General features: G+C 55.9%; 15 protein-coding genes and 1 pseudogene. 11 read left to right on the forward strand and 5 right to left on the reverse strand.

The window, feature by feature from the left end:
• The first annotated feature begins 118 nt into the window (after positions 1-118).
• On the forward strand, positions 119-835 hold the full coding sequence (locus tag AC1DHT_RS16405) for an SIMPL domain-containing protein (protein WP_427542624.1): 717 nt from the start codon (positions 119-121) through the stop codon (positions 833-835).
• Positions 836-881: 46 nt separating this feature from the next.
• On the opposite strand, the gene AC1DHT_RS16410 is transcribed toward AC1DHT_RS16405, so the two are convergent.
• Positions 882-1,268 carry a DUF6124 family protein gene (locus AC1DHT_RS16410; RefSeq protein WP_427542627.1) on the reverse strand — a complete coding sequence of 129 codons (387 nt, stop codon included), beginning with the start codon at positions 1,266-1,268 and terminating at the stop codon, positions 882-884.
• 506 nt (positions 1,269-1,774) lie between these two features.
• Here AC1DHT_RS16410 and AC1DHT_RS16415 point away from each other — a divergent pair.
• From AC1DHT_RS16415 to AC1DHT_RS16455, 9 genes are all read left to right on the forward strand, one after another.
• Positions 1,775-3,385: an ABC transporter substrate-binding protein gene (locus AC1DHT_RS16415; RefSeq protein WP_427542630.1), complete on the forward strand. Its 1,611-nt coding sequence runs from the start codon at positions 1,775-1,777 to the stop codon at positions 3,383-3,385.
• A 258-nt stretch (positions 3,386-3,643) separates the two neighbouring features.
• A complete protein-coding gene (locus tag AC1DHT_RS16420) occupies positions 3,644-5,269 on the forward strand; it encodes an ABC transporter substrate-binding protein (protein ID WP_427542633.1) in 1,626 nt (541 codons plus the stop codon).
• 302 nt (positions 5,270-5,571) lie between these two features.
• Positions 5,572-7,173 carry an ABC transporter substrate-binding protein gene (locus AC1DHT_RS16425; RefSeq protein WP_427542636.1) on the forward strand — a complete coding sequence of 534 codons (1,602 nt, stop codon included), beginning with the start codon at positions 5,572-5,574 and terminating at the stop codon, positions 7,171-7,173.
• 170 nt (positions 7,174-7,343) lie between these two features.
• A complete protein-coding gene (locus tag AC1DHT_RS16430) occupies positions 7,344-8,756 on the forward strand; it encodes an OprD family porin (protein ID WP_427542639.1) in 1,413 nt (470 codons plus the stop codon).
• Positions 8,757-8,834: 78 nt separating this feature from the next.
• Positions 8,835-10,430 carry an ABC transporter substrate-binding protein gene (locus AC1DHT_RS16435; protein WP_427542642.1) on the forward strand — a complete coding sequence of 532 codons (1,596 nt, stop codon included), beginning with the start codon at positions 8,835-8,837 and terminating at the stop codon, positions 10,428-10,430.
• Between the two features lie 74 nt (positions 10,431-10,504).
• Entirely contained in the window at positions 10,505-11,515 is a 1,011-nt protein-coding gene (locus AC1DHT_RS16440) for an ABC transporter permease subunit (protein ID WP_103315790.1), read from the forward strand.
• Positions 11,516-11,525: 10 nt separating this feature from the next.
• Positions 11,526-12,437 carry an ABC transporter permease subunit gene (locus tag AC1DHT_RS16445; RefSeq protein WP_019691855.1) on the forward strand — a complete coding sequence of 304 codons (912 nt, stop codon included), beginning with the start codon at positions 11,526-11,528 and terminating at the stop codon, positions 12,435-12,437.
• Positions 12,438-12,447: 10 nt separating this feature from the next.
• Positions 12,448-13,416: an ABC transporter ATP-binding protein gene (locus AC1DHT_RS16450; protein ID WP_427542646.1), complete on the forward strand. Its 969-nt coding sequence runs from the start codon at positions 12,448-12,450 to the stop codon at positions 13,414-13,416.
• Positions 13,416-14,387 carry a peptide ABC transporter ATP-binding protein gene (locus AC1DHT_RS16455; protein WP_427542649.1) on the forward strand — a complete coding sequence of 324 codons (972 nt, stop codon included), beginning with the start codon at positions 13,416-13,418 and terminating at the stop codon, positions 14,385-14,387. The genes AC1DHT_RS16450 and AC1DHT_RS16455 overlap by 1 nt, the downstream gene beginning before the upstream one ends.
• Positions 14,388-14,507: 120 nt before the next feature.
• Here the strand turns inward: AC1DHT_RS16455 and AC1DHT_RS16460 are convergent, their stop codons facing one another.
• The 3 genes and pseudogenes from AC1DHT_RS16460 to AC1DHT_RS16470 form a co-directional block, all read right to left on the reverse strand.
• A complete protein-coding gene (locus tag AC1DHT_RS16460) occupies positions 14,508-14,750 on the reverse strand; it encodes a hypothetical protein (RefSeq protein ID WP_371919124.1) in 243 nt (80 codons plus the stop codon).
• A 219-nt stretch (positions 14,751-14,969) separates the two neighbouring features.
• A complete protein-coding gene (locus AC1DHT_RS16465) occupies positions 14,970-15,479 on the reverse strand; it encodes a GNAT family N-acetyltransferase (RefSeq protein ID WP_427542652.1) in 510 nt (169 codons plus the stop codon).
• Between the two features lie 161 nt (positions 15,480-15,640).
• Positions 15,641-15,928 (reverse strand): annotated as a pseudogene (locus AC1DHT_RS16470) (IS110 family transposase); the annotation flags it as partial.
• Between the two features lie 424 nt (positions 15,929-16,352).
• Between AC1DHT_RS16470 and AC1DHT_RS16475 the strand changes: the two are divergent.
• A complete protein-coding gene (locus AC1DHT_RS16475; protein ID WP_427542655.1) occupies positions 16,353-17,453 on the forward strand; it encodes a hypothetical protein in 1,101 nt (366 codons plus the stop codon).
• 93 nt (positions 17,454-17,546) lie between these two features.
• Here AC1DHT_RS16475 and AC1DHT_RS16480 read toward each other — a convergent pair whose 3' ends face one another.
• Positions 17,547-18,665: a hypothetical protein gene (locus AC1DHT_RS16480; protein ID WP_427542658.1), complete on the reverse strand. Its 1,119-nt coding sequence runs from the start codon at positions 18,663-18,665 to the stop codon at positions 17,547-17,549.
• Positions 18,666-19,201 lie beyond the last annotated feature (536 nt).

Genomic DNA, 19,201 nt, shown 5'->3' on the forward strand with positions numbered 1-19,201 from the left:
AGTGCGAGCTCGATCTGTATAGAAGTTGTAATCGGGTGAACCCGGCAATAAAAGCTACAGTCTGATGGTTTCACGCAGGCTTGGACCCTTACCCCTGCGCACCGCCCAAGGAGACTTCATGAACACATTGCGCCGCAGCGCCGCCCTTCTCGCCCTCAGTGTCGGCACCGTCGTCAGCCTGCCGGCATTGGCCGTCGACGAACTTCACTACAACCAGATTTCCCTGCGTGCCGAAGTCAGTCAGGAAGTGGCCCGCGACCTGATGATCGTGACCCTCTACACCGAAGAACAAAACACCGACCCGGCGAAACTCGCCGCCGACGTCAGCACCACCATGAACAAGGCGCTGGCCCAGGCCAAACAGGTCAAGGACATCACCCTGCGCCAGGGCAGCCGTCACAGCTACCCGATCTACGACACCAAGGGCCAGAAAATCACCGGCTGGCGTGAACGCGCCGAACTGCGCCTGGAAAGCTCGAACTTCGCAGCGCTGTCCAAACTCACCGGCGAACTGCTGACTGATCTGAAGATGGGCGGCATGGATTTCGCCATCGCCACTCCGACCCGCAAGGCCAGCGAAGATGCGCTGCTCAAGGAAGCCGTCACCGCCTTCAAGGCCCGCGCCCAACTGGCCACCGATGCACTGGGCGGCAAGGGTTACAAAATCGTCAACCTGAACCTCAACAGCAACGGTTATCCACAGCCGTACCTGCGCGCGCCAATGATGATGAAAGCCGCGGGCATGGACTCGGCACCGGTGACCCCGGATGTCGAAGCCGGCACCAGCCAGGTCAGCATGACCGCCGATGGCTCGATTGAAGTGTTGATGCCTTGAAATTGAGGTGGGTCAGCCAGCCTTCCGCTGACTGACCCACTGAGCCCTACTTGACCTGATACTCCGCCGGCTCCGGCACATCAAAATCATCCAGCGCCCTGTCCACCTGCAACTGCACCCCATCCACCAGCCGACAAATCGCCAGTGCCACATGGCGCCGCGAACCTTCGATCTCGAACGCCAGGTCGGCGGCCATGACTTTCACCGACGCCAGGTCTTCCGAGGCGTTGGCCAAGAGGCTTTCTGTGCCCACATCAGGGGCGACGCTGAATAACCGGTCAGAACGCAAATTGCTGAAGCGCAGTTTGGCGAGCGTCGGTTTCAGGTAGTGATCCAGTGCCCGGTGGGCAGCGTCGTGGAGCTTTTTGGAGTCGAGGGATTCGTACGGCGAAACGTCGTCGGGTGCGGGGGGATCAGGGATTAACTTGTCCATGTGAACACTCCACTCATTTTGGGAGCCATCGCTTGCCGATCTCACTCGGCGAAGGGGTGGCAGCTGTGTGCGGTGTGAGATTACCGGGAGTAGAACCGGCCAGACCGAAGTCTGCCCGCACACAGTCGCCATAAAGCATTGCGAACAGCGGATAAGCTGGCGGCAATTATGGTGGTACTGGCACTCGATTCATACTCTTTGCCGGGATCTCACTCCCGTTCGCTGAGTTTTCAGCGACAGCAAAAGGTTAGGCGCAGCCCCAAACCCAACGCAACCGCCACAACTCGTCGGAACAATCGCCCTCATGCCCTGGTCTGACAGCGCTTTTCGTAGGAGCGAACCGTGTTGTTACCGTAAATGTCGGTAACGGATGGGTGGCGGGTCCGTTTGACAGAGGCCTGTGTATGCCCAAACAGAGGGGTCACCCTAACAAACGGATATTTCCGCGCGCCCCGGCAACAACGCTACTCTCCAGAAAAAGCCGCCGCCAAACCCTCGGGGACTCCATGGATAGAACCACCGTCAAACCGCTTCTGCTTGCCCTCACCCTCGCCACCATCGCCCCATTCGCCCCATTCGCCCACGCCGCGACTACCCTGGTCTACTGCTCCGAAGCCAGTCCTGCCGGGTTCGACCCGAGCCAGTACACCAGCGGCACGGACTTCGATGCCTCGGCCGAAACAGTCTTCAACCGTCTCACCCAATTCAAACGCGGTGGCACCGAAGTCGAGCCAGGCTTGGCGACGAGTTGGGAGGTCGCCAAAGACGGCCTGACCTACACCTTCCACCTGCGTGACGGGGTGAAGTTTCATACCACCGACTACTTCACGCCGAGCCGCGATTTCAATGCGGACGATGTGCTGTTCACCTTCCAGCGCTTGCTCGACCCTGAAAACCCGTTTCGCAAGGCCTACCCCACCGAGTCGCCGTACTTCACCGACATGGACCTGAACACCACGATCAAAAGTGTCGATAAGCTCGATGAGCACACGGTGCGCTTCAGCCTGAACAACATCGACGCCGCGTTTGTGCAGAACCTGGCGATGAGCTTCGCCTCGATCCAGTCCGCCGAGTACGCCGCGCAGTTGCTCAAGGAGGGCAAAGCCGCTGACCTCAACCAGAAGCCGGTCGGCACTGGGCCCTTTGTGTTCAAGCGTTATCAGAAGGACTCGCAGATCCGCTACAGCGCCAACCGCGCTTACTGGAAACCCGAGGACGTGAAACTCGACAACCTGATTTTCTCGATCACCCCGGACGCCGCCGTGCGCCTGCAAAAGCTCAAGACCGGCGAGTGCCAGGTCAGCGGTTATCCGCGACCGGCCGACATCGAGGTGATGGAACAGGACCCGAACCTGCGGGTGCTCAAGCAAGCCGGTTTCAACCTTGGCTTCCTGGCCTACAACGTATCCCACCCGCCACTGGACCAGCTCAAGGTTCGCCAGGCGCTGGACATGGCCATCGACAAGCCGGCGATCATCAAGGCCGTCTATCAAAGCGCCGGGCAACTGGCGCAGAACGCCCTGCCGCCAGCGCAATGGTCGTATGACCCGAACATCAAGGACGCGCCCTACGACCCGACCAAGGCAAAGGCGCTACTAAAAGAAGCAGGGGTTGCACCCGGTACCACTATCAACTTATGGGCAATGACCGTGCAGCGTGCGTCCAACCCGAACGCACGGATGTCGGCGCAGATGATCCAGCAGGACTGGGCCAAGGTCGGTATCACGGCCAACATCGTCAGCTATGAATGGGGCGAGTACATCAAGCGCGCCAAGAACGGCGAGCACGACGCGATGATCTACGGCTGGACCGGCGACAACGGTGACCCGGACAACTGGCTCGGCGTGCTCTATAGCTGCGCCGCCGTTAAAGGTAGCAACTACGCCAAGTGGTGCGACCCGGCCTACGACAAGCTGGTTCAGCAGGCCAAGGTCTCCACCGACCGTGACGAGCGGGTCAAGCTCTACCAACAGGCACAAAAAATCCTTAAGCAACAAGTGCCTATCACACCGATCGCCAACTCGACGGTTTTTCAGCCTCTGCGCAAAGAAGTTTCCGACTTCAAGATCAGCCCGTTCGGGCTCACACCGTTCTACGGGGTGGGTATAAATAAGTAACACCGCGCTCCGGCCGGGTGCGACAGGCGCCCTGGCCGCACCTCTATGGTGCGTCGTTTGCACCGAGAAAAACGACCGCAAACGGTCAAATGCGTCAGTATTTATACATATGCGACATTAAGGTACGTTCGTTCCACTGTTTAAGGGTTGTAGCTCCCCGGCATCTTGCATTGGGTATGGGCCCTGCATAAGTATCCGCAGGTCGACTCACGAGGTCGTCCTCTAATTCCAAAAATGACAACAAATCATGAGGCCACCATGCTTAAACACGCGGTCATTCCGTTTTTAGTCGGCGCAAGCTTGTTAGCTAGCGCACCTTTCGCCCATGCAGCGACTAACCTGGTGTTTTGCTCCGAAGGGAGCCCGGCCGGTTTTGATCCTGGTCAGTACACCACCGGAACCGACTTCGACGCCTCTGCAGAAACCATGTTCAACCGTTTGAGCCAGTTCGAACGTGGCGGCACCGCCGTTGTTCCTGGCCTGGCCACCAGCTGGGACATTTCCCCGGATGGCCTGACTTACACCTTCCACCTGCGTGAAGGCGTCAAGTTCCACACCACCCCGTATTTCAAGCCAACTCGTGAGTTCAACGCCGACGACGTGCTGTTCACCTTCAATCGCATGATTAACAAGGATGATCCGTTCCGTAAGGCGTACCCGACCGAATTCCCGTACTTCACCGACATGGGGATGGACACCAACATCACCAAGATCGATAAAGTCGACGATCACACCGTCAAGTTCACCCTCAAGGAAGTTGATGCCGCGTTCATCCAGAACATGGCCATGAGCTTCGCTTCGGTCCAGTCCGCCGAGTACGCTGCCCAACTGCTCAAGGAAGGCAAAGCCGCCGACATCAACCAGAAGCCGGTCGGCACGGGTCCGTTCGTGTTCAAGAGCTACCAGAAAGACTCCAACATCCGCTACACCGGGAACAAGGACTACTGGAAGCCTGACGACGTCAAGATCGACAACCTGATCTTCGCTATCACCACCGACCCGTCGGTGCGTATTCAGAAGCTGAAAAAGAACGAGTGCCAGATCACCCTGTTCCCACGCCCGGCCGACCTGAAGGCGCTGAAAGAGGACAAGACCCTGAAGGTGCCTCAACAGGCTGGTTTCAACCTGGGTTACATCGCCTACAACGTGATGGACAAGATCAAGGGCAGCGATCAGCCGAACCCGATGGCTCAACTGAAAGTGCGCCAGGCACTGGACATGGCCGTCAACAAGCAGCAGATCATCGACTCGGTTTACCAGGGTGCAGGTCAACTGGCGGTCAACGCCATGCCGCCAACCCAGTGGTCCTACGACACCACCATCAAGGACGCGCCATACAACCCTGAGAAAGCCCGCGAGCTGCTCAAGGAAGCCGGCATCAAGGAAGGCACCGAGATCAACCTGTGGGCGATGCCAGTGCAGCGTCCTTACAACCCGAACGCCAAGCTGATGGCTGAAATGCTGCAGTCCGACTGGGCCAAGATCGGTATCAAGGCCAAGATCGTGACCTATGAGTGGGGCGAGTACATCAAGCGCTCCAAAGGCGGCGAAAACGGCGCGATGCTGATTGGCTGGAGCGGCGACAACGGTGACCCGGACAACTGGCTGAACGTGCTGTTCGGCTGCGATTCGCTGCAGGGCAACAACTTCTCCAAATGGTGTGACAAGAAGTTTGACGGCATCGTGAAAGAAGCCAAGCGCACCACCGATCAGGCCAAGCGCACCGAACTGTACAAACAGGCGCAACACGTCCTCAAAGACGCCGTTCCAATGACACCTATCGCTCACTCGACGGTGTTCCAACCCATGCGCGACAACGTGCAGGACTTCAAGATCAGCCCGTTTGGCTTGAACTCCTTCTACGGAGTCAGCGTCAGCAAATAAGGTTTTGCAACGGTGACGTCCCTGACGTCGCCGTTGCCTTATCTGCCAAGACAGCTGGAATTCGCCTACTTCCCAAACCACTGCGGACCACTGCAGCGGGCTTAGGACGTGTCGCCTTTTCCTACCTGTTTTTCAGGCCTTACGCATTTACCGCCTGACCTTCGACTCATACCGTCGGGGTTCGGCCGTTTTTTCGCTGCGGCTGGCAACTGCTGACCCCATGGCTTTGGATCAGTGATGTCTGCACGTCCCAGGACGGGACGACGACTCACTGTTTAACACCTAAAAAGAGAGGGAGCGTTATGCGCCATACTTTGGTTTTATCCGCATTACTGGGCACCGGTCTGTTGGCCGCCACGTCAATCAGCCAGGCCGCCAATAACAGCCTGGTGTTTTGCTCCGAGGGCAGCCCGGCGGGCTTCGACACCGCGCAGTACACCACTGCGACCGACAACGACGCCGCCGAACCGTTGTACAACCGGCTGGCCGAGTTCGAAAAAGGCTCCACCAATGTCGTACCGGGCCTGGCCACACGTTGGGATATTTCCGAGGATGGTCTCAAGTACACGTTCCACCTGCGCGAAGGGGTGAAATTTCACACCACCCAGTACTTCACACCGAGCCGCGACTTCAACGCTGACGATGTGTTGTTCACCTTTAATCGCATGCTCGATACCGAGCACCCATTCCGCAAGGCTTACCCGACCGAGTTTCCGTACTTCAACGGGATGAGCCTGAACAAGAACATCGCCAAGGTCGAGAAGACCGGGCCGTTGACCGTGGTCATGACCCTGAACTCGGTAGACGCCGCGTTCATTCAGAACATCGCCATGAGTTTTGCCGCGATTCTCTCCGCCGAATACGCCGACCAGTTGCTCGCGTCCGGCAAGCCGAGCGACATCAACCAGAAGCCGGTCGGCACCGGGCCGTTCGTGTTCAAGAGTTACCAGAAAGACTCCAACATCCGCTACACCGGCAACAAGCAGTACTGGGACCCGAGCCGGGTCAAGCTCGACCAACTGATTTTCGCCATCAACACCGATGCGTCGGTGCGTGTGCAGAAGCTCAAGAAAAACGAGTGCCAGATCACCCTGCACCCACGCCCCGCCGATGTCGACGCGCTGAAAAACGACCCCAAGCTGCAACTGATCGAGAAGCCCGGTTTCAACCTTGGCTACATCGCCTACAACGTGCGGCATAAACCCTTCGACCAGCTCGAAGTACGCCAGGCGCTGGACATGGCGGTGAACAAGCAGGGGATTCTCAAGGCGGTGTACCAGGGCGCCGGCCAACTGGCGGTCAACGCCATGCCACCGGCCCAGTGGTCCTACGACGAAACCATCAAGGACGCCGCCTACAACCCGGAAAAAGCCAAGGAATTGCTCAAGGCAGCCGGGGTCAAGGAAGGCACCGAGATCACGCTCTGGGCCATGCCGGTACAGCGTCCCTACAACCCGAACGCCAAGCTGATGGCAGAAATGTTGCAGTCGGACTGGGCGAAAATCGGCCTGAAAGTAAAAATCGTCAGCTACGAATGGGGCGAGTACATCAAGCGCACCAAGAATGGCGAACACGACATCAGCCTGATCGGCTGGACCGGCGACAACGGGGACCCGGACAACTGGCTGGGCACCCTGTACAGCTGCGACGCGATTGGCGGCAACAACTATTCCATGTGGTGTGACCCGCAATACGACAAGCTGATCAAGCAAGCCAAGATTGTCACCGACCGTGAGCAACGCACGGTGCTCTACAAACAGGCTCAGCAATTGCTCAAACAGCAAGTGCCGATCACGCCTGTCGCCCACTCGACGGTCAACCAGCCGTTGAGCGCCAAAGTCGAAGGATTCAAGGTCAGCCCCTTCGGCCGTAACGTCTTCTCGGGTGTCAGCATCGACCAATAACTGATTAGCCAAAAACCTGAGGGCGATTTTCGCCCTCACGCAAAGGTGTTGCCTGAATTCGGCGAACACGCCAAATGCAAACGTTTGCTATGCGTGAATGAGTTAAAAACCAAATAGCCGGATCACCAAAAAAGACCGGCATTAAAAAAAGAAAGAAAGGAGCGTCACCCATGAAACTGAGCAGCACCGCGATATTGGCCTTGGCCATCAGCAGCATCACGGCCACGGCCTATGCTGAAACCCAAAGCCAGGAATTCACCCCGGTTACGGTCAACACCAGCAGCGCACAGGCCGCCGCAACCGGCTTTGTCGAAGGTCAGAAGATCGACGGTTCCACGCGTAACTGGTACGCCAACGAACAATTGAAACGTGGCGGCAAATTCACCTACCGCAAAGACGGTGTGGCGACGCCAACCGACCGCCGTATCAACTGGGTTCAGGGCACTATCGTCAAGTACAACTCCGGCTTCACTCAGGGCACCATCGGTGTCAGCACTGAAGTAGCTGCCTACAACGCCATTGCACTGGATCGTGATCACAAGGATCTGGCATCCAACAACGGCGGTGCACCGGGCTCTCGTCCAGGCGCAGGCAACAACCGTACCCTGACCAAAGAAGGCGGCGATGCCCAAGGCCAGTGGAGCAAACTGGGCTTGGCCAACGTCAAGTTCCGCGTATCGAACACGACCCTGACCGCCGGCCGCCAGAACTTCAGCACCCCGATTGTCGACACCATCGGCAACCGTGCGTTGCCTTCGAGCTTTGAGGGCGTGAGCCTGCACAGCGAAGAGCTGAACAATCTGTCGTTCGATGCGGGTTCCTTCGACCGCGTGTCCCCGCGGACCGAAGAGAGCCTGTCGAAATTCCGCTCCGAGTACACCAATAACAAAGCCGAAACCGATCGCGTTAACACCGCTGGTCTCAACTATCAGCCGTTCAAAAGCCTGAAGACCAGCCTGTACGTCGCGAACGTCGAAGACTTCTGGAACCAGTACTACTTCGGCGCCACCCACGAACTGGGCGATAGCTCGGTGCTGGGCCTGACCACCGGCCTGAACTACTACAAAACCCTCGACACCGGCAAAAAGGAAATGGGCAACATCAACAACGATGCCTACTCCGTGTCGTTCGGCCTGACCCACCAAGCCCATAGCCTGACGTTCTCCTGGCAGCAAATTGCCGGCGACGAATACTTCGACTACCTGCACGAAACCAACGGCATCTACCTGGCCAACTCCTTGCTCTCGGACTTCAACGGCCCGAACGAGAAGTCCTTCCAGATCGCCTATGGCCTGAACATGGCTGAATACGGCGTGCCAGGCCTGAAGTTCAATATCTACCAGGCTCGCGGCTGGGGCATCGACGGTACGCACTACACCGGCACCGCCTATGACGTGAAAAACATGGATGGCGAGCACCACTATGAATACGGCATCGGTACTTCCTACGCCGTACAAAGTGGCCCGCTGAAAGCCACCACCATTCGCGCGACCTACACCGCGCACCGCGCCTCCGAAAACCAGGCTGACGGCAGCCTCAACGAGTTCCGTCTCGTGACCACCATCCCGTTCAACATTTTGTAATTCACCTGCCGAACGGCTGATTCAGTGAAGAATCGGCCGTTCGGCTTTTGTCCTTTAACCGATTGCAGAGGGCTCTTGATGAAAATGCTTCCTTTACGAGCGGCCATCGCCGCCACGTTGCTGAGTGTCGCTATCGGCGCCTCGGCCAAACCCTTGGTGGTCTGTACCGAAGCCAGCCCGGAAGGCTTCGATATGGTCCAGTACACGACTGCAGTCACAGCCGATGCGGTGGCCGAAACCATCTTCAACCGTCTGGCGGACTTCAAGCCCGGCACCACTGAAGTGATTCCGGCACTGGCCGACTCCTGGGACATCAGCGAGGACGGTCTGACCTACACGTTCCACTTGCGCAAAGGCGTCAAGTTCCACACCACCGAATACTTCAAGCCGACCCGCGACATGAATGCCGACGACGTGGTCTGGAGCTTCCAGCGTCAGCTGGACCCGAATCACCCATGGCACAAGCTGTCGAGCGTGGGCTTCCCGTACTTTGAGAGCATGGGCTTCAAGGAACTGCTCAAAAGCGTAGAAAAAGTCGACGACAACACGGTCAAGTTCACCCTGACCCGCCGCGAAGCACCGTTCCTGGCAGACATCGCCATGGCGTTCTCCTCGATCTACCCGGCCGAATACGCCGACCAGTTGCTCAAGGCCAACAAGACCGGCGACCTGAACAACAAACCGGTCGGCACCGGCCCGTTCATCTTCCAGCGTTACGCCAAGGACGCCCAGGTGCGCTTCAAGGCCAACCCGGACTACTTCCGTGGCAAGCCACCGGCTGATGCGTTGATTCTGGCCATCGCCACCGACAACAACGTTCGCCTGCAAAAGCTCAAGGCCAACGAGTGCCAGATCGCGCTGTATCCCAAGCCCGATGACATCCCGAGCATCAAGAAAGACGCCAACCTGAGCGTCGATGAACTCGACGCGATGACCGTCTCGTACATCGCCATGAACACCACCCACAAGTACATGAGCGACGTGCGGGTCCGCAAAGCCATCGACATCGCCTTCGACAAGGAAGCCTACGTCAACGCGCTGTTCGGCAAAGGCAACGCCTCGGTAGCCGTGAACCCGTACCCACCGACCCTGCTGGGTTACAACAAGACCCTGCAAAACCCGAAACGTGACCTGGACAAGGCGCGTGCCCTGCTCAAGGAAGCCGGCGTGCCGGATGGCACCGTGCTTACCCTGTTCACCCGTAACGGTGGCGGCCCGACCAACCCGAACCCGATGCTCGGTGCGCAGATGATGCAAGCGGACCTGGCCAAGGTCGGGATCAAGCTCGACATTCGCGTCATGGAATGGGGCGAGATGCTCAAGCGCGCAAAAAATGGTGAACACGATATGGTGTCCGCCGGATGGGCCGGTGATAACGGCGACCCGGATAACTTCCTGACGCCTATGCTCAGTTGTGAAGCCGCGAAGAACGGCGAAAACTACGCCCGCTGGTGTAATGAGAAGTTCCAGACGCTGATCGATGAAGCCCGGGCTAAAGTAAACCCGACCGAACGTGCAGCGCTCTATGAACAGGCGCAGGCTATTTTCAATCAGGACCAGCCATGGATCAGCATGGCGCACACCCGAATGTTTACGGCCATGCGCAATAACGTCGAGGGTTATCACATTAGCCCCCTGACCACTAACAACTTCGCTACCACCCAAGTGAAGTAGATAAGAAAACGCCCGGCAACGTTGATCCCAACGCTGCCGGGAACGCCTAACCGGCTGATGAGGTACACCAGAAGATGTTTAGTTTTATTGCCCGCCGATTGGGATTATTGATCCCCACGTTCTTCGGCATCACCTTGCTGACTTTCGCGTTGATTCGCATGATTCCCGGCGACCCCGTGGAAGTCATGATGGGCGAACGTCGGGTCGATCCCGAAATGCATGCTCAGGCAATGGAACGCCTTGGTCTGAACAAACCGCTGTATGCCCAGTACCTGGACTACATCGGCAAACTGGCCCACGGCGACCTGGGTGAATCCCTGCGGACCCGTGAAAGCGTATGGACTGAATTCACTTCGCTGTTCCCGGCCACCCTGGAACTGTCCATGGCAGCCCTGCTGTTCGCCGGCGTACTCGGCCTGCTGGCCGGGGTGATCGCGGCGCTGAAGCGAGGGTCCCTGTTCGACCATGGGGTGATGGGCATCTCCCTTGCCGGGTATTCGATGCCGATTTTCTGGTGGGGCCTGATCCTCATCATGTTCTTCTCGGTCTCCCTGGGCGTGACCCCGGTGTCCGGGCGGATCGACCTGCTGTACGACATCGAGCCAAGAACCGGCTTCATGCTCATCGACACCCTGCTGGCCAATGACACCGGCGCGTTCTTCGACGCCCTGCACCACCTGATTCTTCCGGCCATCGTGCTCGGCACCATCCCGCTGGCAGTAATCGCCCGGATGACCCGCTCCTCGATGCTCGAAGTCCTGCGTGAAGACTACATCCGCACCGCCCGGGCCAAAGGCCTGTCGCCGTCGCGCGTGGTGTTCGTTCACGGCCTGCGCAACGCCTTGATCCCGGTACTGACCGTGGTCGGCCTGCAAGTCGGCACATTGCTGGCCGGTGCGGTCCTGACCGAAACCATCTTCTCCTGGCCCGGTATCGGCAAATGGCTGATCGAAGCCATTGGCGCCCGGGACTACCCCGTGGTGCAAAACGGAATTCTGTTAATCGCCTGCCTGGTGATTCTGGTCAATTTTGTAGTGGATATTCTTTATGGCTTCGCAAACCCACGCATCCGTCACCAGCGCTGAGACCCTACGTATGAGTACTCCAACTACCGCCGTAGCAGTCGACCAAAGCCTGCTGTATCCATCGCCGTACAAAGAGTTCTGGCAAGCGTTCTCCAAGAACAAGGGCGCCGTCGCCGGCCTGTTGTTCATGCTGCTGGTTATTTTTTGCGCGATTTTCGCCCCATGGGTTGCGCCGCATAACCCGAGCGAGCAGTTCCGCGACTTCCTGCTGACCCCGCCGGCCTGGCTGGCAAACGGGCAGATGCAATTCCTGCTCGGCACCGATGAGCTGGGACGCGACCTGCTGTCGCGCCTGATCCACGGTTCGCGCCTGTCCTTGATGATCGGTTTGTCATCGGTGGTCATGTCGCTGATTCCGGGGATCCTGCTGGGTCTGTTCGCCGGGTTCTTCCCGCGTCTGCTGGGCCCGACCATCATGCGCCTGATGGACATCATGCTGGCCCTGCCGTCCTTGCTGCTGGCTGTGGCGATCGTCGCCATCCTCGGCCCTGGCCTGATCAACACCGTGATCGCTATCGCCGTGGTGTCCCTGCCGGCCTACGTTCGTCTGACCCGCGCTGCGGTGATGGGCGAACTGAACCGCGACTACGTGACCGCCGCGCGCCTGGCCGGTGCCGGTCTGCCGCGCCTGATGTTTATCACCGTGCTGCCCAACTGCATGGCGCCGCTGATCGTTCAGGCAACCCTGAGCTTCTCCTCGGCGATTCTCGATGCCGCGGCACTGGGCTTCCTCGGCCTTGGCGTACAACCGCCAACCCCTGAGTGGGGCACCATGCTGGCTTCGGCTCGCGACTACATCGAACGCGCCTGGTGGGTCGTCAGCCTGCCTGGCTTGACCATTTTGCTCAGCGTGCTGGCAATCAACCTGATGGGCGACGGCCTGCGCGATGCGCTGGACCCGAAACTCAAGAACGCCGCCTGAGGAGATTCAAATGTCACTGTTGGAAATCAAGAATCTCAACGTTCGCTTCGGCGACAAGAACGCCGTTCCGGTGGTCGATGGTCTCGACATTTCCGTGGACAAGGGCGAAGTCCTGGCCATCGTTGGCGAGTCGGGGTCCGGCAAGTCCGTGACCATGATGGCGCTGATGGGCCTGATCGAACATCCGGGGATCGTCACCGCTGACGCCCTGAATTTCGATGGCAAGAACATGCTCAAGCTCAGCAATCGTCAGCGTCGGCAAATCGTCGGCAAAGACCTGGCCATGGTCTTCCAGGACCCGATGACCGCGCTGAACCCAAGCTACACCGTCGGCTTTCAGATCGAAGAAGTGCTGCGCCTGCACCTGAAAATGTCCGGCAAGGACGCCCGCAAGCGCGCCATCGAGTTGCTGGAAAAAGTAGAAATCCCGGGCGCTGCGAGCCGTATGGACGCCTACCCGCACCAACTCTCCGGCGGTATGAGCCAACGCGTGGCGATTGCCATGGCAATTGCCGGCGAGCCGAAACTGCTGATCGCCGACGAACCGACCACCGCACTGGACGTGACGATCCAGGCGCAGATCATGGACCTGCTGCTGGCGCTGCAAAAAGAGCAGGACATGGGCCTGGTGCTGATCACTCACGACCTCGCCGTGGTAGCCGAAACCGCCCAGCGCGTGTGTGTGATGTATGCTGGCCAAGCGGTAGAAGTCGGTCAGGTGCCGCAGTTGTTCGACATCCCTGCACACCCGTACAGCGAAGCGCTGCTCAAGGCCATTCCCGAGCACAGCCTGGGTTCCTCGCGCCTGTCCACCCTGCCGGGCATCGTTCCCGGTCGCTATGACCGTCCGCAAGGCTGCCTGCTCTCGCCGCGCTGCCCGTACGTGCAGGACAACTGCCGCCAACAACGTCCAGGCCTGGACCCGAAAAGCAACAGCCTCGCCCGCTGCTTCTATCCTTTGAATCAGGAGGTGGCGTAATGGCCGTCGTTCTCACTGCCCGTGACCTGACCCGTCACTACGAAGTCTCTCGCGGCCTGTTCAAAGGCACCGCGCTGGTACGCGCACTCAATGGCGTGTCGTTCGAACTCGAAGCCGGCAAAACCCTCGCTGTTGTAGGCGAATCCGGCTGCGGCAAGTCGACCCTGGCCCGCGCCCTGACGCTGATCGAGGAGCCGTCTTCGGGCTCATTGAAAATCGCCGGGCAAGAAGTCACCGGCGCCAACAAGGCCGAACGCAAACAGCTGCGCAAAGACGTGCAGATGGTCTTTCAGAGCCCTTACGCCTCGTTGAACCCACGGCAGAAAATCGGCGATCAGCTTGCAGAGCCACTATTGATCAACACCACACTTTCCGCGGCCGAACGCCGTGAAAAAGTCCAGGCGATGATGAAGCAGGTCGGCTTGCGTCCTGAGCACTATCAGCGTTATCCGCATATGTTCTCGGGTGGTCAGCGCCAGCGGATCGCCCTGGCGCGCGCCATGATGCTGCAACCGAAAGTGCTGGTCGCGGACGAACCGACCTCGGCGCTGGACGTGTCGATTCAGGCCCAGGTACTGAACCTGTTCATGGACCTGCAGCAAGAGTTCAACACCGCGTACGTGTTCATCTCCCACAACCTGGCGGTGGTGCGTCACGTCGCTGATCAGGTGCTGGTGATGTACCTCGGTCGCCCGGTGGAAATGGGCCCGAAAGAAGACATCTACACCCGTCCTCTGCACCCGTACACCCAGGCCCTGCTGTCGGCCACGCCGACGATCCACCCGGATCCGGACAAGCCGAAAATCAAGATCGTCGGCGAACTGCCGAACCCGCTGAACCCGCCGTCCGGCTGCGCGTTCCACAAGCGCTGCCCGTACGCCACAGAACGCTGCAGCAAAGAAGAGCCGGCCTTGCGCCAGCTCGACAGCCGCCAGGTGGCCTGCCATTACGCCGAACAATTCGTCGTCTAGGCCGGGCATGAAAAAGCGCCCTCTCGGGGCGCTTTTTGAAATGCGTTGACCCACCCCCTCCTGTCTGACTGCGCATCAGTCCGACAGGAGGGGGTTTTCTTTTGTCTGAAACCTTAAGCCTTAGCCTTGGGTATCGTCTTCGGAATCGTCGGAGGATGGGTCCTCATCGCCTTTAGTGTCACTTTGACTCTGATCACCAGTGGCAACCATCAAGCCACTGCCCTGCACACTTTTTGCGGCCCAAAAACCCTGGTCCTGCACCGCGCCGCTGCTCGCCCACGCTGCCGAAGTGCCCACCGACAGCAGCACCAGCACTTTGATCAATAAAACCATGCGTTGAAAAATGCTCATAGCTGATTCCATCCTTTCGTAAGTGAAGCACGGGTGCCTGACGGCGGGTAACCCGGTTGCCGTGGCGCTGAATGAAATCTAGTTCCGATCGGCCGGGTTCTCCAGATAGGATGCTACCGATTGCCGGTAAATGCCGTGGCTGGATAGATCGGTTCTGAATAATGGTTATAACTAAAACAACGACAGGACATTCTCATTTTTGGGCCAATCGAGCCACTCGATACCCTTGAATCAGTTTGAGGCAGAAGATGAGGCTCTAGTGGCTGCTGGCGGGCGCACCTGTGTGTTCGGGCGAACATAGTAGTTGTCGAACTCGCGACTTTCGACGAACTGAAAACCATGACGAATATAAAAACGATTTGAAGCGCTTTCTCTGAGAGCACCCACCCGCAATGTCAATTCAGATGCATCCGCTTCCACGAAGACTTGACGAAGGACAGCCGAACCTATGCCCAAACCTTGCGCACTTGGTTTGATGTACAGGTGATCAAGCAACAACCCATCGATGAGCGGCTTGACGACAACGAAACCAACCTGCTCGCCGGAAACCTCGATGTAGCGAGTGAACGCGGGAGAAAAACCATCGCGAAAACGCTCTCGTGCACGCACGGGATCGAAGCGACCAATGCGCTCAAGACTTTCACGCATAGCCTCAATCCGAATAGCAACAAGCGTTTCGAAGTCACTGGATTGGGTCGCGACAAGAGTGACCAGCGGGTTATGCGTGGTGGCAAACAGCATCCTATGTGCTCCAACTTCTATTCTGAGCGAGTCCCTATAAAGAGTTGCATCAATGACGCCTAGCCTACGGCACAAAACCTATTCCGTCTCACTGTACGGTTACAGGGTCTCGTGAAGCGATGATTGAGTTATTTTCCTCGCTCAAAATTTTCACCGCCAGGCGCTTCGGCATCAATGAAGTCGTTTTTGTGGCCTTTGACGAACGGTTTGACGTACTGCGGGGCAATCAGCTTGACAGTGTGGTCCAGCGCGCCGATTTGTCGAGCCAGCCAATGGGTGCCGCCGCAAGACTCCATCACCACCGTGCAGGCCGGTAATTGAGCCAATGTGCAGAGTAATTGGCCGCGACTGGATTTCTTGCGCAATACCTTATGGCCTTTAGCGTCCTGGCCATGTAAGTGGAAGCTGTGTTTGCCGATGTCGATACCGGGTTGTAATGATGGATTTATATTGCAATTGATACGCCATGATCATCACCTCACAATTGAATTGAGAAGCACTAAAAGATAAATTTTCATGCACATCTAGACACCTATCAAGCAGGAGCCTCATGAAAACTTATAAGTTCCTATCGCAACGCCGTCTACTATCAACATTGACAGTAGACAAGACTGTAGGATTGTAAAACATATTTCAGAAGCGCTGCCCCAAGAAATAGACAACTCAGGACTGAAAACGCAAAAACATTGCACAATTATAAAGTCCTCATTTACACCTCGATATAACCATAGCGCATATAACAAAAAAACCAGCACTGCAGTGCACCTATTCAAAAATAGTATAGCCACCTGTTATATTTCACAGTGCCCAAGAAGTATTCATTGATGCTCTACTAGTTCAGCATCATCTCCCATTAAATTTGAGCATATTCCAATGAGCACACTAAGCATCTACTTTGGCGGGTACGAACAACTCGTGCATCCGCATGGCAGCTTTGCGTCGTATCCTTTGCCAGAGGGAAGCCCAATCCGCAGACTGTCAGAACCAACTTTGGAAAGCATCGCTAACAAAATCCCTGACCGGATCAGCATTGGCGGCCCTGGCTGCACTACGCCGCAAGCAGATGATATTATTAGCGATCAATTTAAATGGAACGAAGCACAACTTATTAACCAGTGGGAAAACAACATAAGTCAAGCCATAAAAATCATAAAATCAAAGCCAAATGCATCGTCAACAGCAATGACATTAGATGTTGTTGAGCGCCTCGCAAAATCCGGAATCTCTCTTGGCTGGATGGCGCGAAATTATAAATTTGATTTTTCTTCCACACTTGTTAATGAGCGAACAGATAGTGCAACCCCAACCGAAGTAAACCTTATAGGCTACAGCCGAGGTGCTACCAGTTGCCATATGTTAGCCAACGCCATGCTCGGTGACAGCGAATTAAGTGGAATACCGGTTAATATTTTCGCTATTGATCCGGTAATCGCCATTACAAGTTCAAGACCAAGCGACAATCAAGTCAAGCTTGGCGATAATGTAAAAGAATATGTTGCATTTTGCGCCAGGGACGAGCGATCTTCAAATTACGCATGCGTCATCCCCACTACAAATGAAAGCACTCAGTTACACATATACCCCATGGCTGGACGTCATCCCACTCTTGGCGGAAACCCGGCAGACGACGGAGACAGAGGATCTAATAAGTTCCCAGAACCTTGTGACATAGTGACTTACTGTGCTTCTGCTTGCCTGGCTCGATGGAACCAATGGAGAGCCACCTTGAAAGGCATGATAGATGAAAGCCTTTTACCAGAAAAACTGGCAAAAATTAAAGCTGATTACAACAACTATGTAGTTATGCGCAATACAACTTACTCTACAAGCGTAGATATCCGTGGTGAGCGCGAAATATTTATGGGTGGCGAACCTACCAACTTCACCTCTGCGCAGGGCAATCGCTTTACCCCCAATCAAGGACTTGCCAAAGGGCATATCGAAGATATGTCCTATTTTAACGATATTACCTAACCCACTACAACCGTAAACCAGGAGAGTGCCTGCCATAGCTTGTGAGCAGGCCCTCTCGGCTACTCGTTTGCTATCTACCGTCACCAATACTTGCTAATAGGCTCGTTCCAATAATTCTCTCAACGCTTTAGCATTACTATCAGCTCCACCCCAAGGGCGTAATGCAGACTTTAAAGAACTGACAATGTTGCGCAACGTGGAATACTGTTCAACCTGCAGGACTCTGCCTTTAATACGCCCAAGCTCTTCAGCTGTCCCAAACCAGAGCGTACGAATTTGTCCAACTCCCTTGTTGGCGTCGATCAATGGTTGCCCAAACATATTCAACCAGTCATGCAGGCTCTCCAACTGCGCAAACAATACCTTTCCTTTTTTCACTTGCGACATGAGCGCTTCGATCTCGTTTCTACTCTCCACGGGCACGCCCTCAAGAATTGTATTGTATTCTCTAAAATGATTGGGGTGTATTTGTGTGCCCACCAACTCTTCCATACTATCTGGACTTCCCCCAGGATATTGTTCTATCACCCTTAAAACAACACCCCGTATCATAGCCATATAAGTACTGAAAAACGCACGCTGGTAATCGTTGACTCGAATGCTCAGTAACTTTGCATCCATCTCGGCAGCCGTATCCAGCCTCACGAATTTATCAATTTCTGTTTGAACGCCATTCATGAGATTTTCTTTAAACGACTGTATCGCATTACCCAAGTTAACGAGTTCAGGCTCCAACTCACTTACCATGCGCTCCATACCAGCCACGCTGCTTCTAATCCATTCAAGTTTTTGCATATCTTCCGGGCACAGAGGACATGAAAACGCGCTCACCTGCGCGTCATCTTCCTCCTGCTGAAGGGTGCGCGAGTAGTCAATATACAACGGCATTGTTTCGATCGTCTCCACAACCGGATCAACCAGTGACTTAAACATATTTGAACATTCGGAAACTCTTCCACAGAGTACAGTTACCTGACTTTCAAGGGACGGCCATTTGTCCGCATGCTCCACAATGTACGTGATTATGCTACCCACCCCCTGGCCATAAACATTAGTAATCTCCTCATATTTAGCAGAAACACCCTCCCCCCCCCAGTATTCTTTCATTTGCCCAAAACTGGTTCTGAGCCTGGTGGCGAGCCGGATATATTGCTTGATCACCCCGACCTCACGAGGTGTAAGAATGGCGATATTTACCAATTGGTCAGCCATGAAAAAACTCCTTTTTAGGTTAGTAATAAAGACACCCATCGAACGGCTATGCATGATCAATTATCCCTTCGATGGGCCCGGCACACCCACCCGCCAGTATCAGAATTAGTCATTGCTGGCAAAAGCGGTGAAATGACTCAGAAGGCTCTTATAATCCAGTACTGAGTTCGGCACAACTGTCACCATTGACAGTTGCGGCTGACGAATATTTATGCCCAGCGCCAACACACCAAACTTGCTATTACTTAGCGAAATAAGGATACACATCGAACACCACGAAACACTCTGATAAATGGCAAAAAGAAATACCTTTTTCAACCCCCGCAACTTTCCTCTCATTATCACGCACCCATTACTTCCCAAACTGTTGCTTTTCAATATCTTTTCAAATTAATTTCATTCAGCACACTAAAACAAACCTGTCTACTGTCAACATTGACAGTAGACAGCCCCGCGACCTGAATCTATAAATAAATCGTGAGTGCTTACAAACTAGACCGCGAACGTATTAATTTGCTGCCTCATAGGCATTCTCA

The sequence above is a fragment of the Pseudomonas sp. 05N432 genome, assembly GCF_056396945.1.